Consider the following 16,127-nt stretch of genomic DNA (forward strand, 5'->3'; position numbering starts at 1 on the left):
AACTGTACTATTATTATTAATACAGTTAAACTGGATTGTCAACGGTAACTTTGACTTCACTCTTAATACGCGATACCTTTATATATATGAAGTGACATATATAGCATCCAAGCCTGGTTAATGAGCCAGCACATGTAAGTGGATCATGTTCAGACAAATACATGGAAAGGTTGTTCCTCTCTTTCCCATTCCGTTATGATGGAGATGACCAAATATAGCGTTGAATCTAACACCTTATAAGGGAGAACTCCGATGAACAAGCAAAATCAGGCTTTACATCATACAGAGTCAGACGGCTCGGCACCGAACCATGCGGTTCCGCGCGTATTAATCGTTACCGCTGTGGATGCGGAAAAAGAGGCCGTACTTCGCGGTCTGGGTGACCAAGCCGCGGAAATGTTTGACGTGATCGCTGGCGGGGTAGGCCCAGCAGCAGTTGCAGCAAGTACGGCAGCCAAGCTGGCATTCGCCGCAGCGGCTGGCGGGAAGGCACTGGCGCAGGGCTCACCCGCGCCAGCCGGATCGGATGCGGCGCAGGCATCTGCCGCATCCGCGGGGCCCCTTGCCGGAGCAGGCCTGACCCCAGCGTACACGCTGGTGATCAGTGCCGGCATCGGCGGCGGGTTCCCCGGCCGGGCGGACGTCGGCTCACTCGTGGTGGCCGACGCCATGGTGGCAGCCGATCTGGGCTCGCAGACGCCAGACGGCTTCCTCTCTGTGGACGAGCTCGGATTCGGCTCGTCCCGGGTGGCGGCGGACGCAGAGCTTGCCGCTCGCCTGCGCCATGAGCTGCAGCGGGCCGGGCACGCTGTCAGCGGAGGCACAGCGGTCACCGTGTCCACAGCGACCGGAACGGCCGAGACGGCCGCGGAGCTGCTGCGCCGCGTGCCGGATGCCACCGCCGAAGGCATGGAAGGCTTCGGCGTGGCAACGGCGGCCAAGCAGTTCGGCGTACCTGCGCTCGAACTGCGGGCCATATCCAACGCGGTCGGTCCACGCGACCGCGATGCCTGGCGCATCAAGGATGCCCTGGATGCGCTCCAGGCAGCAAGTTCCATTTTACGGGAGGTACTTACATCATGAAAATTGCATTTTCCCCTTGTCCTAACGATACATTTATCTTTCACGCCTGGGTGCACGGACGGATTCCGGGTGCTCCGGAACTGGACGTCCGCTATGCGGATATTGATATTACGAATGGTCTGGCTGCTAACCCCGGCGGCCCGGATGTGTTGAAAATCTCCTATGCAGCCCTGCCATACGTGCTGAACGAGTATGCCCTGCTGCCTTCCGGAGGAGCGCTGGGAAGAGGATGCGGACCACTCGTTCTTACAGCTAACGGCACTACCGATCCGGCATATCTGTCCGGACGCCGGGTTGCCGTACCAAGTGAACGCTCAACCGCTTATCTGCTGTTCCGTCTGTGGGCAGCGCAGAATGTTCCAGGAGGTGTGGGAGAGATTGTTGTAATGCCGTTTGATCAGATCATGCCGGCGGTGCGGGATGGCAAAATCGATGCAGGTCTGGTCATCCATGAAGCACGTTTCACGTACCAAAACTACGATCTGGAGCTGATGACCGACCTCGGCAGCTGGTGGGAAAGCGATACCGGCCTGCCGATCCCGCTTGGAGCAATCATTGCACGCCGCAATCTGGACGCTCATGCACTCGCTGGATGGGCACGTGCATCCGTGGAATACGCTTGGGCACACCCGGATGAATCCAAAGAATACGTCATGGCGCATGCACAGGAAATGGACCCGGATGTTGCAGCACAGCATATTGATCTATACGTGAACGAGTTCAGCGCCCATCTGGGCGATGACGGCTATGGGGCAATCACAGCCCTGCTTGGACGAGCGATGAAAGAGGGCCTTGTTCCCGAATTCGACCTGAATCTGCTGCGAATCTGATCTGAGCCAGCAAACAGCAAGCTGTTCGTTAGGATGGCAACGGAGCCTGCTTACGTGGGGGGGGTTAGTTATTTAGTCGCTAACGAACCTGTCGCAATCTATTCGGAAAATTTATTCGGAATGGACAGGCTGATGAACATTAGACACGTTATTCGGACATTAACGTAGGACAGACCAAGTGAAACGATGAATTAAGCCATCTACGATGCGTTACAACCAAGCGTTCCTATGGTATCTCTTCCAATAAGAGATACTGAGTTCGTTAACTTTACTCATTGCTTCTACTCATCAGCTCTACTCAACTAAGCAGCGACACTGATTGCCTGTACGGCGCCACTAATTATGTATCAAAAAAGGGGCTGTCCCATAGTCATCAATATGACTTCATGGGACAGCCCCTTCTATCTAATTTTCGTTACTACCAATTGAACCCATCACATTACAAGTTAGAACAAGACAACTTCCGGAAAACGTTTTAGTTACTTTATTCTTACTCCATTCAATCCCTATTGCAACGAACGTTACACACTGGGTAAAGTCAAAGTCACCCTTAACTTAGCTACTTCCTTACATACAAGAAAACCATGATTTACGCTTCTGCCACCACGGTGCGGATCATGACCCGCAAGGCATCAAGCATTGCACTTATCGGCAGCGAAGGCACCGACGGCTGCAGCAATGACATCTCCGTTGAAGCCGGGAAATGGACAAACCCCGCCCGGATCGGCAGCTGCTGCAATCGAATGTAATCCAGCACACGATACATCGTATTGTTGCAAATATACGTTCCGGCGGTATTGGATACCGCTGCCGGAATGCCTGCCGCAGTCATATTATTCACCATCTCGCGGATGGGCAATGTCGAGAACAGGCCGTCCGGGCTGCCTTCGGTTATGGGCTCGTCCACAGGACGCTGTCCCTGGTTATCCGCATAGGAGCCAGGCGGAATGTCTTTTACATTCACGGCGATGCGCTCTGGCGTTACGGCTGTCCGGCCTTTGGCTAACCCGCAGGCAATCACGACATCCGGTCCGTATGCTTCCATCTCGGCAATCAGCAGATCCGCACATTCATCGAAATGTACCGGCAGCAGCACGGTTTTCAGTTCGGCGCCTTCCACCACTTCCTGTGCGAGAGCTTCCATCAGTTCTCCCGTGGGATTCACGGCATCCCCGCCAAAAGGCTCAAACCCTGAAATCAGAATTTTCATCCTAGTCCCACTCCCATCCATTCATTTCATATCCCGTACGATTTCTCTGCACACTTACCTACATAGAACCATCCGGTTATGATGGTTTACCATTACTCAAATTTATATCGCAAGCCCCACTGTCCACGAATGGTATCCATCAGTTTCATAATCTCAAGGGACTCGTCCAGCGGTATAATTGAACTTTCCGTTTTGCCTTCCAAGATGCAGCGTCCAGCCTCTTCTGCTTCAAATGCATAGCCGATGCTTGTCCGATCATCCGTAAACTTCTCGGGCTCGTCCTGACCATTCACATGCAGATATGCTTCTTTACCAGCGAGGAAAAGTGGCAAACGGATATACCCGTCCGTACCGTACACGACAGCTTCGTTGCTCAGGTTCAGACGAACTGCCCCGTTCAATGATGCCGAGCGTCCCTCCGAGTATGAGAGCAGTACGGAGAATTGTTCATCCACACCGGTCTCTCCGATGTTCGCTGTGCTCCAGACATGCTGCGGCTGCTCGCCAAAGATCATGGACGCGAATGAAACAGGATACACGCCAGCATCCAGCAGAGCTCCCCCGCCCAGATCCGGGTTCAGCAGCCTTCCTTCAGGCTCCCAGCCGATACGAAAACCAAAATCCGCTTTGACAAGCCGCACTTCACCGATTCGTCCTTCGGCAATCCACTTCCGCGCCTGAACAATCGGAGGCAAGAAACGCGTCCACATGCCTTCCATCAGGAAGAGTTTGCGGCTGCGAGCCGTCTCCACCAGCTGCTCCAGCTGACGTCCGTTCATCGTAAACGGCTTCTCACACAGCACTGCTTTTCCCGCTTCCAGACAAGCCATTACATTTTCTTTATGAAAAGGATGCGGCGTAGCAACGTAGATAATGTCCACCTCTGGATCCTGCAGCAGCTCTTCATACGATCCGTATCCGCTTGCAAAACCATATTCAGCTGCAAATTTCTCCGCACTTTCTCGAGTACGCGAACCAACCGCTGCCTTCACGGCATTGCCCGCATGCTCCAGATCTCTGGCAAACTGGGATGCGATCCATCCTGTGCCCATAATGCCCCACTTTACCTTGTCCTCTTGTCCCGTAACTCCTGTCATATGAAAGCCTCCCTTGTAACCCTAATGGTAGAACCAATTCTGACTCTCCTCTATATTACCAAAAAGAACCTCTGGCGTCAGACGTTGGTTTCACCTCCTGCCCCGCATGCTTGCACAGAGCTGCTTTCATTTCAATTCTCGAGCATTTTTGCTAAGATTATCAGCAGATCACGGATGAAAGGAAGATGCCGCTGTGTCTACTCTCGTAACCATTCAACAACTCACCAAACATATTGGAGCGACCGAGCAGCGTCTCTTGTTCGAGAAAGTGAATGCCTCTGTCGATGTAGGAGAGCGAATTGCCGTACTGGGTGCATCCGGCCAGGGCAAAAGCACGCTGCTCCGCATCCTGTCCTTATTGGATGTACCTGATGGCGGAGATATCCTCTGGCAGGGCACCTCTTACCTCAATTCCGATCCCAGGATCTGGCGCATGCGCATGTCCTATGTTGCACAACAGCCTATTATGCTCGCAGGCAGCGTTGAAGATAACTTGAAAACCGTTCACTACCTCCATCGGACACCCTATGATTCGAATCTGGCTGGCCGTCTGCTGGCCGGAATGGGGCTGGAAGAACTGGATATACATAAGCGGGCCAGTGATCTTTCTGGCGGAGAAAAACAGCGCATAGCACTGATCCGTTCCATCATGCTTCGTCCCAAAGTGCTGCTTCTGGATGAAGTTACCGCTTCTCTGGACCGGACCAATGCCAAGCTTGTCGAACAGCAATTGACCGAATGGAGCAAGCAAGAGGGCATTTCACTCGTATGGGTCACCCATGATCAGGAACAGGCACGCTCGTTCAGCACAACAACATGGTTCATGGGCGAACAGACCCTGCTGGAACGCCAGCCCACCTCCCTTTTCTTTGCCCATCCGCATTCGGAACTGGCCCGTCAATACATTCTGCGTCCTGCCCCTGAGGCAGATAAGGAGAACACATGTCCATCCTCGCACTGAGTTTCACCATCATATTTATTATGCTGACCATGCTTATTTCTGTTTGGCAGAAGCTTGGTCTGGAGAGAGATATTGCTGTAGGTACCGTTCGTTCGGCGGTTCAGCTGCTGCTGGTCGGATATGTACTTCAATTTATCTTCAACTCGGACCACCCTGCACTCATCATTGCGATTGTAGGTTTTATGATAACCGTGGCATCCTTCAACGCGGGCAAACGAGGCAAGGGACTACGCCGAATTACCCTATATATCGCAGCAGCCATTACGGTGACCGAATTATTGATGATGGGACTCCTGCTGGGTCTTCACATTGTCGAGCCGACCCCGCAATACATTATTCCACTCAGCGGAATGACGATTGGCAATGCGATGGTTGTCTCGGGGCTGTTCCTGAATCAGATGAAACGTGAGGTTGAGGCTTCCAAAGGGGAGATTGAGACACTGCTCTCTCTGGGTGCTTCGCCCAGACGTGCATTTCAGGATGTATTGAAACGCTCTGTCAAATCCAGCATGATTCCGACCATTGACGGCATGAAAACGGTAGGCCTCGTACAGCTTCCCGGCATGATGACCGGCATGATTATCGCGGGCGCCGACCCCGTCGAAGCTGTCCGTTACCAGATTCTGATTGTGTTTGCCTTCACCAGCTCAGCTGCCATCACCAGCATCATACTGAGTCTGCTGACGTACAGACAATGGTTTACCTCAGATATGCGTCTACGCTCGTTATAGAGAGAATCGATTCATTGAATCTATAGAACGAAGGGAGGTCCCTCCATGATAAGCAAATCAGATATAGTTCATCATCCAAACGCTCATCCCCCTGTGTCCAACAACATGAACCGCAGCATTAAGGCGACGGGCAAGGAAGCTGTATCACCGCGTGATCTGGGGCTTTTCCTGGAAGATACCCTGCTCGAACTTCACCAAACAGACCTGATCAGGTTCACGAGCAAGGAATGGACTTGGAGTAAACCCGATATTGACCACCATACCTTTATATACATGCATAAGTTTACGGGGAAACTGATCATGAATGGTACCGAGCACCTCGTTACCCGCAAATCAGCCTTCCTCTGCAATCCAGGCACTGCCCTGGAATTATTCAGTGACGCGGGGCATGAGACCGAGCTGTATATCATCAATTATGATCTGTTCCGGGCAGCGGAGAAAAGCGAAACACGAATTATTTATGAGCGTGAATTAAGCTTCCCGGTAGAGGGCTGGATTCAGGGCCCTTATTACGGCATACAGCGCATTGCAGCACAGTTGACTGGGGATGACGGACCAACCACTCATAAAAAGAAAATGCTCATGACCGAGCTGCTGCACATGCTCTGGCCTCAGGAAGAGCAGATAAATAATGATAGCGCAGAGGACGCCCCGGACCATTGGCTCCAGGTAACGATGCAATATATGCGCGACAACTATATGCATGAGATCAAACTGGAGAAACTGGCCGAACTTGCAGGTATGCATCCATCATATTATTCGCAGCTTTTCAAGAGCCGGATGTACAAAAATCCAATTGAATACGTAACCCATCTGCGCATGAACCGTGCCAAGGAACTGCTGATGACCTCGGACATGCGTATTCGCGATGTGGCCCGAAGTGTAGGTTACCGGGACGAGTTTTATTTCAGCCGGCGTTTTCGGAACCATGCCGGCTATGCGCCAACGTCCTATGCGAAGCAGGTGCACCGCAATATTGTTTCGCTTTCATACCCTTACACCGATCATCTGATGACTCTCGGCATAACGCCTTGTGCGGCGCAGATTCAGGGACATCTACCCCATATCCCGAATTCACTCAGTCTGCCATTTCATGCCTATGAGCCCTGGGAGCAAGGACGTCAGGCATTCCTGGATGTGAAGCCCGACCTGATTCTGACCAAGGATAATGCAGCCGCAAAAGCGATGGAACATATCGGTGATATCGCTCCGATCATCACCATCCCCTGGAATCAGACCGACATGTTCGGTCATCTTCATACGATTGCATCCATCGTGGATCGCACCCAGGCAGCAAATGACTGGCTGGAACGGCACGAACGCAAGGTTGAGCGTGCACGCAAAAAGATCAGGGAGTCGATTGGACAGGCAACGGTTGCGGTATGCACATTAACTGCGAAGGGGCCGCGTATGTACAGCACCCGTAACTTCGGTCATGTGTTTTACCGCAGTCTGCAGCTGACTCCACCTGAACGTATTCAATCCGAGCTCGCTGGTAAAGCTCCGGGAGTCGGATTCAACTGGATGTCCATCACTCCAGGAGAATGGGATGGACTGGAGGCTGATATTCTGCTGCTGGCCGTTACTTCAATGAAAGAACGCGCCTCCCTGCTGCATCAAATCCATGCTGATCCGCGTTGGAATCAGTATCCGGCCGTCCGGAACGGGCATATTCATGTCATTGATTGGAATTCGTGGGTTGTATATGCACCCTATTCCATCAACATCCAGCTGGATGAGGCCGTCATGTTATTGACGAACAAAGGATCATTTTTGTAATCTAAAAAATGTCCATCACCCAAATCTTAATTTATGCCATGTACGGGCCTGAATTAAGATTTTATAATGAATTCTAATTGATAATGATAATCAATAACAGCAGAGCTATTCTTGCTGGCAACAAAAGGAGTGACCCCCATTCAACATCCGGGATTGCCACATCGTCCATCCAATTCAAGAAAATCCCCGGTGACCATTAGCCTGATGTTTTTGTCAGCCATCGCCTTTCTGCTGATTAGTCTGTTTGTCGCCATATCGCTTGGTGCCAAATCGCTGACACTCGAAACGGTATGGGCTGCCATATTTCAGTACAATCCGGCTCTGACACCGCATCAGATTATTCATGAGCTCCGTCTCCCCCGGGTAGTTGCTGCCGCTGTCGTTGGCGCAGCCTTTGCGGTTGCAGGAGCGCTGATGCAGGGAATTACGCGCAATCCGCTGGCGGATACAGGAGTACTCGGCATTAACGCAGGTGCCACCTTCATGGTGGCGTTGAGCTTTGCCATGTGGCCGGGATTGTCTTATGCCTGGCTTATGGGTCTTTCATTCATTGGTGCCGTGCTGAGCACCCTGTTTATTTTCCTGCTGGGGTCGGCCGCGCCGGGAGGACTGACATCCATGCTGCTGACGGTTGCAGGTGCTGTCGTTGCCGCCATGCTGAGCTCACTCAGTACAGGTGTCGCGATTTATTTTGACCTAAGTCAGGATCTCGCCTTCTGGTATGCCGGTGGCTTTGGCGGTATTGAATGGCGGCATCTGAGACTGCTTGTTCCTGTGCTTCTGATCACGTTGCTGCTGACCATGCCTCTTGCCCGGAGAGTCTCCCTCATGTCGCTCGGAGAGGAAGTTGCGCTAGGCCTGGGAATTAATATTCGCATGACCCGATTCCTTGCACTCACAGCTGTGGTCATACTGGCAGGCGTGTCCGTATCCGCCGTTGGCTCGATCGGATTCGTCGGGTTAGTCATTCCGCATATTTCCCGTAAGCTCGTCGGTGTCAATTATCGTCTGATCATTCCCATGTCCTCCCTGCTCGGAGCCATCCTTCTGGTATTGGCCGATTTGGGGTCACGCATCGTAAATCCGCCGGAGGAGCTGGCGGTAGGTATCATGGTTGCTTTTGTCGGTGTACCGTTCTTCCTCTATCTGGCCCGCAAGGAAAGGAGGGCATTGTAACATGAGATCCACTGTGCCTTCACGGGGAAAACGATCCATCACAGTCAGCGTTACGCTGCTCTGTATTGCATGCGCAGTTATCGTGATTAGCCTGAATACGGGTACGATCCGTCTATCTCCGCTGGCTGTACTGCAAACGCTGCTTGGCCAAGGCAGTCCAGACGATCAGATTGTGTTGTTCGATTACCGTTTGCCTCGCATTCTCATTACGGTCCTGGCAGGAGCAGGACTTGGCATCTCGGGAGCGGCCCTTCAAGGCATTACGCGCAATCCGCTTGCCGATCCCGGCATTCTTGGCCTTCATGCAGGAGCAGCATTAGGGCTGATGGTTTTCGTAAGTCTGTCCTATTCCATGGATGGCTCGATTGCCCTATTGATTCCCTTGTTCACTTTTGCAGGCGGAGTCATCTCGGCACTGATCATTATGCTGCTCGCCTATGACCGGCATAACGGGGTATCTCCCATCAAGCTGATCCTGGTCGGTATCGCTGTCGCCGCAGGGTTTCATGCGCTAACGTTATATCTGTCTCTTCGGCTGGATGAAGATACGTATTCCTTCGCTGCCCGCTGGCTCGCCGGCAGTGTGTGGGGTAGAGACTGGATTCACGTGCAGGCTCTGCTTCCATGGATTGCAGTCTGTGTTCCCTACATCTGGAGCCGTTCCAAAACGCTGGACGCTTTCGGTCTTGGAGATGCAGCCGCCACGGGCATCGGTACATCCGTCCTATCCCAGCGCATATGGCTTCTCTTATGTACTGTGGCGCTGTCAGCCATAAGTGTATCCATGGCCGGAGGGATCGGATTCATCGGACTGGCCGCGCCGCACCTCGCTCGCAGACTTGTCGGTCCGATGCATCGCCACCTGATTCCGGCGGCCGGCCTCATTGGCATGGTCATTCTGGTTACCGCCGATACGATTGGACGAACCATTTTCCAACCGAACGCCATCCCCGCAGGTATTGTGGTGGCTGCCATAGGTGCACCTTACTTTTTATATCTGCTGGTGCGAACCAAATGACCGAAGCCGTTGATCTACTTTATTCATCTAATTATTAACATCCAAGTGATGTCCAAGGAGAATGTGAATATTCATGTTGAAGAAAAACCTATTGCTTGCTCTGAGCATTTGTCTGATATTTGTGCTTGCCGCTTGCGGAACTGCCAGCAATTCTGGCTCTTCATCCGCTGCGGGCGACACTTCCACGGGTAGCACTTCCGAGCAGCAGGATAACAGTGCGGCTTCTGGAGAACAACGCATCGCGTCGATGTCCATCCACCTGACGAATGACTTACTGGCGCTTGGCATCACACCCGTGGGTTCCGTCATTGGCGGCGAAGCCAAAGCATTCCTGTCTCATGTTGCAGATCGCCTGCAAAACACGACACCGCTTGGTCCGGTGAAAGATCCCGACATGGAAGCCCTGCTTGCCCTAAAGCCCGATGTGATCTATCTTGATGAAGAATTTTCCGGAGAGGACATTGCCAAGTTCGAGAAAATTGCTCCTGTGCATGTATTCAATCTGGATGACGGTACATGGCGTGATCACCTGAAAGACATTGGCAAGCTGGTCCATCGCGAGAAGGAAGCAGAGCAATATATTCAGGATTATGCAGCAGAGACCGAAGAGGTAAAATCATTAATTCACGACGAGATCGGTGATGGTAGCGTGATGGCCATCCGTGTAACTGCCAAAGAATTGCGTGTATTCAGCACGCGCCGCCCTATGGGGCCGATCTTGTATGATGATCTTGGACTGACCCCTGCCAAAGGCATATCGGATATTGATTCCACCAAGCCTTATCAGGTGATCTCCCGCGAGGTGCTGCCTGATTTCGATGCAGATGCCATCTTCGTAGTGGTGAACTCGGATGATGAAGCGGAGAACATGTTCAGAGAACTGCAAAACAACCCGATCTGGCAAGGGCTAAAAGCCGTTAAAGCCGGTCACGTGTACACGATCGGCGCGCAGCCTTGGCTGGACTACTCCGCCATTGGCAATAAAATGGCACTGGATGAGGCCAAAGAGATGTTTACCCAAAAATAAACCAACACCTCACTGAAAAAAAACAAAAAAACCTCGCTAACGAACTGGAGAGGGAACGGCAGACTTGCTGTCCTGTTCTCTTCCGTCCGAAGCAGAGGTTTTTTCTCTATATATTATTGAAAGCCTGGCATTCCTCATCCTCATAAGGTACAAACGACAATCTCAACATCCGTGTCAGCAAACGTATCCTGAATAATGCCGCTTACTTTGTCCCACTTCAGTCTGTCGAGTCCGCAACCAATCTGCGGCATGGCCAGCTTACTGATTTCTTGTTCTACACAGACGTCTCGCATCGATTGCACCGCTTGGGTAAACGATGAATAGGTCGGTTTATTCGAAAACTTCGCCTTGGTTACCAGATTTAACGTACGCCCCACCGGGTAACACCGTCCAATCTCAAGCGCTTCCTGCTTCGCCTGCTCCTGTAGAACCTGAAGCCCGAACCTTTCCCGAAACTGTACTGCAATACCCGCCCCCATGCGAGCATCAGCGGAAATACAATGAGCGAGCGTATAAGCTTCATCCATTGCAAACAAATCCTGTTGGATCTCACGAAATTGCATCTCAATCCTCCTTCTTCACATCTTAAAATGACTTACTTGCTGTTCAGAGCAATTGTTCTTGAAACGCCTTGATTATTCTCTGTCCAGCTGATCTATCCAACACAGCAAATACAATCCGCTCAAAGGACTGCCTGAAATTCTCCTGTACCAGGACATCATGGAAATACCTCGCCACATCCATCGGGTCATTCCGGAACACCCCGCAACCATAAGCACCCAGAACAAGGGTACGATGACCATTCATCGCTGCCACGTCCAAAATATACCGAATTCGCTCCTTCATGACCGATTCGATCTGCTGGTCATCTGCCTGCTCCCGTTCCTTCACAACGCCAGCATTTACGGCAGGTGCCGTAATAAAAGAAGTCGTGTAATATTGGGCTAGCAGCCGATCCTCATCATCACGTATGACCGGTACACCCGGCGAATAGATCATATAGTCTGAATATAGACAGGTGCGCAGCTTACGATTATGATCATACATTTCATTCATTTGAGAAATACAAGGATATAACCCGGAAGCCCGGGCGAGACTCTCTTCCTGTGCCTGACTTCCACCCAGGAAACCTCCACCCGGATTTTTCGCTGAGGCAAAGTTCAGGCAAACGACATCCGTTCTCCCCTCTTCTACCACGAGACGTGAAGCTGCGGCAAGCGTCGTCTCACCGGTGACTTCAATCTTGGCAGCTGCAGACTTAGGCGCTCCCTGTAATTGGCGCACCTGCTCCCGAAGTGCCGGAAGCTCATCCGGACGGTATAAAACGGAACCCTGAATCGCTCGTTTCAAATCTTCATCAATCGAAACCCTGCGGTCATATCCGTTAATGTACTGCCCCTCTTCCAGGATGGCCAGTGTTTCCTGGGCAATTCGAGCACGGCCCGAGCGCTGATTCGTGCTTTTTAGCTGATTATTTTTCTTATGCTGGTTAGCATTCATTCTAATCACTTCCTATCTCATCTCTTAGCCGGGTCAGAATCTCACCCAGCCAGTTGGTTCCCCGCCATGTTCTGCGATGGCGGATACGTGGATCTTCTTCTGTCAGTCCAACGCCCCAGATCCGGTCATCCGGGCTTGCTTCCACAAGGGTCGTTCCACGGGTGGCGAGCAATGCGGCAAGCAGTTCTTCATTTTGTGTGAATTTGGCGTGATTGCCTTCATAAACAATGCGTTTGCAGTTTGCTTCCCATATCGTCTGGTCGAATCCGGTTACCTGTCTGCCTAGCTTTTTTTGTACTGAAGCTGAGCTCGCCTTCAAAATCTTGTCCGCCATGGCCTGATCGCCAAATAGCAGTGCTTTTTGATGCATCATGTATTGTTCGGCACTCGTATAACCGATTCCGTTCACCGTAAAATCAGCCGGATGCCACTGGGAAAAGGGGGATGCGGTACGCCAAAAAAAAGTAAACTTCTCCATGATTCCTTATGTCCTCCTTTCAATACAAAAAAATTATGTCGTCATACGCTCCGGGTTCAATCTGTATAGACGGGAAGGACGATGTCCTGCATTGCCCATAAACTCTCCGGTTTCGATCACCCAATCCGCGATTTTGCGCCGGAAGGCTGCAGCCAGCAGCTTTTTGCCACCAATAATCTCATAGACCTTCTGCAGGGCAGTCAGCGTAAATGTCTCCGGCATCAGATTAAAAGCAATATCCGTGTATTCCACTTTCGATCGTAATCGTTCCAGCGCATAATACATGATCTTGGCATGGTCAAACGCTATGCCCTCCACTTCCAAGAAGGTCATGCTGCTGCTTCGCACGCTTCCTTCCACAGCTTCCTTCACCTCAATGACAGCCGATAGCTCCTCTGTTCCGTTCGACAACGTCAGCTGAACTCTTCGTTCCGTCGTACGACCTCGTTCATGAATATGACGTTTCTCCTCAAGAAGCCGCTGTTCTACCCTGAACCAGTCCGCATCGCTCGCATCATCGCCTGCTTCCAGCTCAAGCTCGCTGCTATCAACTAGCGCCATGTACGAGCAGCTGATCACTCTTGTACGAGGATCACGATGCACATCGCCCCACGTGTACAACTGCTCCAGATAGATGTCATCCAGCCCGGTCTCCGTAACCAGCTCGCGGCGTGCTGCATCTTCCAGGGATTCCTGCATGGACACGAATCCACCCGGTAATGCCCACTTGCCCATATAGGGATGACCACCGCGGCGAATCATCAGCAGCTGCAGTGCCGGCTCAGCAAGTTTGCGATAATTGGACTGAGCTTCGCTCCTTATCGTGAAGACAAGCATATCTACCGTCACGGAAGGACGCTCATAATCACCTGCATCATATGTATCCAGAAACTGCTGCTCGCTTATATTGGCATGATTCAGATGGTCCAATGGTCGGCCCTCCGAATAACCTTCATTTGTCATATTTAAAACCCCATTCTGTTATTAACAAAATGTTATTAACAATTCGATAATAAGAAGTTAACACATCTATTATCCTTCGTCAATATTTCCCATATCTAAAAAAAGAACTGCTTTACTGGTTGGGATTGGGTGGGTGTTAAACTGCATCAATTCTATGTCCAAGGAAATAAATTCCTGCTAAATTCCTGATTCAGGAAAAAAAGGGTTGACGGTGCGAAGTGGAGGTCTATATACTGTGTATATTGATATATACAGTATACACAGCGAACACAGCTTGCATAGTAAAAGTGTGAGACGGAAAGGCAGGCTTGGTGGCTAACCCGCAGCGATTATTTTAGTACAACTGTGTTATATCTTTTTCGATACAACTGTGTTATATTAATTTCAATTCATTCGTATTAATAAGGGGGATGTTTCGCGGGAATGAAAAGAATCGTATTATTGGATGTTCTTAGAGGATTTGCGATTATCGGTACATTGGGTACGAATATTTGGCTTTTTGCATACTTAGGCTCTCTGAACAAAATGTTTGGCGATCCGCTTCAACCCTGGTGGACCTCGGGTGATCGTTTACTGCAAACACTGATGCTTATGCTGGTGAACGGAAAATTCCTCGGACTGCTTACTCTTCTCTTCGGGGCAGGCATGGAATTAAAGCGGCAAAAAGCACTTCGTGAAGGATATGTCTGGCCAGGGGTTTACATATGGACATGTGTGCTGCTGCTTATTGATGGATTGCTGCACTACACGTTAGTCTTGGAATACGATGTGCTGATGAGTTATGCAATTACTGGCATCATCGTGTCCTTCATCATCAACCGTTCCCGCCGCTTTATTTTGATCGTGATGGGGCTCATGGGTGGTATACATCTCATCGGAGTGGGCGGAATTACCGCACTGTTGGCCCTTACAGAGAGTGGTGCCACTCTCAATAACATGGACGTGATTGCCAAGCTATACGCCACGGGAACATGGTGGGAGCAGGTTCTATTCCGGCTGGACAACTTTGCTTTCTTTCGAACAGAGTCCATCATCATCATTCCGCTGAATATATTTCTATTCCTGCTGGGTTCCATGCTCATGCGTGCAGGCCTATTCTCAGACGAGGCATCCGGACGTCTAAGACGTCGCAAATGGATGAATTTCGGGCTTGCCGCCGGCATTCCTCTGAACCTGCTCCTGCTGGTGCCGGGAGGTAGCATGGACTTGTTTGTTCGGTACATCAGTGCACCGATCCTTACGTTCGGCTATCTTGGGCTAATTGCTTACATGCTGGAGAAAAATAGGTTCGCCGGTCTGTTCAGGCGGTTCGAAGAGATTGGCAAGATGGCATTGAGCTGTTACATTCTGCAAAACATTTTGGCTTCCGCCATCTTTTACGGATGGGGTCTGGGACTCGGTGGTTATCCCCCTTCGCTTGTGATTATGTTACTGTGGGCCGGCATCTGTATTGTATTGATGTTATTCTCACATGCATGGCTGCTCAAATTTAAATCAGGACCGGTCGAATGGTTATGGCGCAAGCTCTCCATCTCTCCTGCCGTCAAGTCACAGTCACGGACGGAACAGATGTAATATCTAAATGGTTCCCTGAATTGAGCAACACAGTATTTCTCCCTCTTTAGTTCGAGCTGCGGATCTGTTCCGGAGCTCTTTTTGTTATGTAGCAAAACCTTTGCATCGCTCCGTGCTGGGGATACGATGCCCTCGCATTTTTAATTTGACCTTACAAATGCCTTGACGGTATGTAAGATCAAACTTATGATTTAGTTAGTCGACTAATTAATAGGAGGGTAGTATATGCATTCAGCCCGCACCGAACGGCTGCTCGGACAATTATCCGAACTTGTGAAGCTGCATCGCTATAAAGTTCATGAGAAGCTGGTTAACCACCCCGAGCTGTACCCCGGACAACCTCCACTGCTGTTCCAGCTTGACCGTGAAGATGGCCAAACCCAGAAAAGTCTGGCCGAGAAGCTTAGCCGTGCTCCTGCAACCGTTACAGTCATGCTGAAACGCATGGAAACATCGGGATATGTAAGGCGTGAAGCCGATCCGAATGACCAGCGCAGTCTGCGTGTCTATCTGACCGACCAAGGCCGCAGCGCGCTCAAGGATTTGAGTGAGGTATTTCAGGAACTGGAACTCCAGGCTCAGGAAGGATTTACGCCAGAAGAAACGCAACTCATGTCAGCGCTTGCACAGCGAATGATTCACAACCTTCGTGAATCCTGAATGACGCATGGAATCGTAGCAGCATGATTTTAGACTTCA

At 51.0% G+C, this 16,127-nt stretch carries 16 protein-coding genes; 10 read left to right on the forward strand and 6 right to left on the reverse strand.

The features are described 5' to 3' along the window. Positions 1 to 252: 252 nt before the first annotated feature. Both GUA98_RS12330 and GUA98_RS12335 read left to right on the forward strand, forming a co-directional pair. Positions 253 to 1,083, forward strand: a complete 831-nt coding sequence (locus GUA98_RS12330; RefSeq protein WP_193723178.1) for a futalosine hydrolase — start codon at positions 253 to 255, stop codon at positions 1,081 to 1,083. Continuing rightward, on the forward strand, positions 1,080 to 1,913 hold the full coding sequence (locus tag GUA98_RS12335) for a 1,4-dihydroxy-6-naphthoate synthase (RefSeq protein WP_193723179.1): 834 nt from the start codon (positions 1,080 to 1,082) through the stop codon (positions 1,911 to 1,913). Before GUA98_RS12330 ends, GUA98_RS12335 begins: the two co-directional genes overlap by 4 nt. A gap of 589 nt (positions 1,914 to 2,502) precedes the next feature. Here the strand turns inward: GUA98_RS12335 and GUA98_RS12340 are convergent. Next, positions 2,503 to 3,123: a pyroglutamyl-peptidase I gene (locus GUA98_RS12340; RefSeq protein ID WP_193723180.1), complete on the reverse strand. Its 621-nt coding sequence runs from the start codon at positions 3,121 to 3,123 to the stop codon at positions 2,503 to 2,505. Between the two features lie 92 nt (positions 3,124 to 3,215). Next, positions 3,216 to 4,220, reverse strand: coding sequence for a Gfo/Idh/MocA family protein (locus tag GUA98_RS12345; protein ID WP_193723181.1), 1,005 nt, complete (start codon positions 4,218 to 4,220; stop codon positions 3,216 to 3,218). 193 nt (positions 4,221 to 4,413) lie between these two features. Between GUA98_RS12345 and GUA98_RS12350 the strand changes: the two genes are divergently transcribed. From GUA98_RS12350 to GUA98_RS12375, 6 genes are all read left to right on the forward strand, one after another. Then, a complete protein-coding gene (locus tag GUA98_RS12350; protein WP_193723182.1) occupies positions 4,414 to 5,181 on the forward strand; it encodes an ATP-binding cassette domain-containing protein in 768 nt (255 codons plus the stop codon). Continuing rightward, positions 5,163 to 5,912 (forward strand): ABC transporter permease, encoded by a 750-nt coding sequence (locus GUA98_RS12355; RefSeq protein WP_154892779.1) that lies wholly within the window; start codon positions 5,163 to 5,165, stop codon positions 5,910 to 5,912. Before GUA98_RS12350 ends, GUA98_RS12355 begins: the two co-directional genes overlap by 19 nt. A gap of 45 nt (positions 5,913 to 5,957) precedes the next feature. Continuing rightward, positions 5,958 to 7,691: a helix-turn-helix domain-containing protein gene (locus GUA98_RS12360; protein WP_193723183.1), complete on the forward strand. Its 1,734-nt coding sequence runs from the start codon at positions 5,958 to 5,960 to the stop codon at positions 7,689 to 7,691. Between the two features lie 153 nt (positions 7,692 to 7,844). Then, on the forward strand, positions 7,845 to 8,867 hold the full coding sequence (locus tag GUA98_RS12365) for a FecCD family ABC transporter permease (protein ID WP_415753024.1): 1,023 nt from the start codon (positions 7,845 to 7,847) through the stop codon (positions 8,865 to 8,867). Position 8,868: 1 nt separating this feature from the next. Continuing rightward, entirely contained in the window at positions 8,869 to 9,885 is a 1,017-nt protein-coding gene (locus tag GUA98_RS12370; protein WP_193723184.1) for a FecCD family ABC transporter permease, read from the forward strand. 76 nt (positions 9,886 to 9,961) lie between these two features. Continuing rightward, a complete protein-coding gene (locus GUA98_RS12375) occupies positions 9,962 to 10,912 on the forward strand; it encodes an iron-hydroxamate ABC transporter substrate-binding protein (protein WP_193723427.1) in 951 nt (316 codons plus the stop codon). A gap of 140 nt (positions 10,913 to 11,052) precedes the next feature. Here the strand turns inward: GUA98_RS12375 and GUA98_RS12380 are convergent, their stop codons facing one another. The 4 genes from GUA98_RS12380 to GUA98_RS12395 are packed head-to-tail and all read right to left on the reverse strand — an operon-like array spanning position 11,053 to position 13,853. Then, complete coding sequence (locus tag GUA98_RS12380; protein ID WP_193723185.1) at positions 11,053 to 11,475, reverse strand: macro domain-containing protein; 423 nt, start codon at positions 11,473 to 11,475, stop codon at positions 11,053 to 11,055. Between the two features lie 43 nt (positions 11,476 to 11,518). Continuing rightward, positions 11,519 to 12,412 carry a TIGR02452 family protein gene (locus tag GUA98_RS12385; protein ID WP_193723186.1) on the reverse strand — a complete coding sequence of 298 codons (894 nt, stop codon included), beginning with the start codon at positions 12,410 to 12,412 and terminating at the stop codon, positions 11,519 to 11,521. A gap of 1 nt (position 12,413) precedes the next feature. Then, positions 12,414 to 12,890, reverse strand: a complete 477-nt coding sequence (locus tag GUA98_RS12390; RefSeq protein ID WP_193723187.1) for an NADAR family protein — start codon at positions 12,888 to 12,890, stop codon at positions 12,414 to 12,416. A gap of 33 nt (positions 12,891 to 12,923) precedes the next feature. Then, positions 12,924 to 13,853 (reverse strand): NUDIX hydrolase, encoded by a 930-nt coding sequence (locus GUA98_RS12395; protein ID WP_193723188.1) that lies wholly within the window; start codon positions 13,851 to 13,853, stop codon positions 12,924 to 12,926. Positions 13,854 to 14,276: 423 nt separating this feature from the next. Here GUA98_RS12395 and GUA98_RS12400 point away from each other — a divergent pair, with 423 nt between their 5' ends. Together GUA98_RS12400 and GUA98_RS12405 are read left to right on the forward strand one after the other, a co-directional pair. After that, on the forward strand, positions 14,277 to 15,428 hold the full coding sequence (locus tag GUA98_RS12400) for a DUF418 domain-containing protein (RefSeq protein ID WP_193723189.1): 1,152 nt from the start codon (positions 14,277 to 14,279) through the stop codon (positions 15,426 to 15,428). A gap of 225 nt (positions 15,429 to 15,653) precedes the next feature. Continuing rightward, on the forward strand, positions 15,654 to 16,088 hold the full coding sequence (locus GUA98_RS12405) for a MarR family winged helix-turn-helix transcriptional regulator (RefSeq protein ID WP_193723190.1): 435 nt from the start codon (positions 15,654 to 15,656) through the stop codon (positions 16,086 to 16,088). Positions 16,089 to 16,127 lie beyond the last annotated feature (39 nt).

This window comes from Paenibacillus sp. P13VS, from assembly GCF_015143645.1.
Lineage (GTDB): Bacteria > Bacillota > Bacilli > Paenibacillales > Paenibacillaceae > Paenibacillus > Paenibacillus xylanilyticus_A.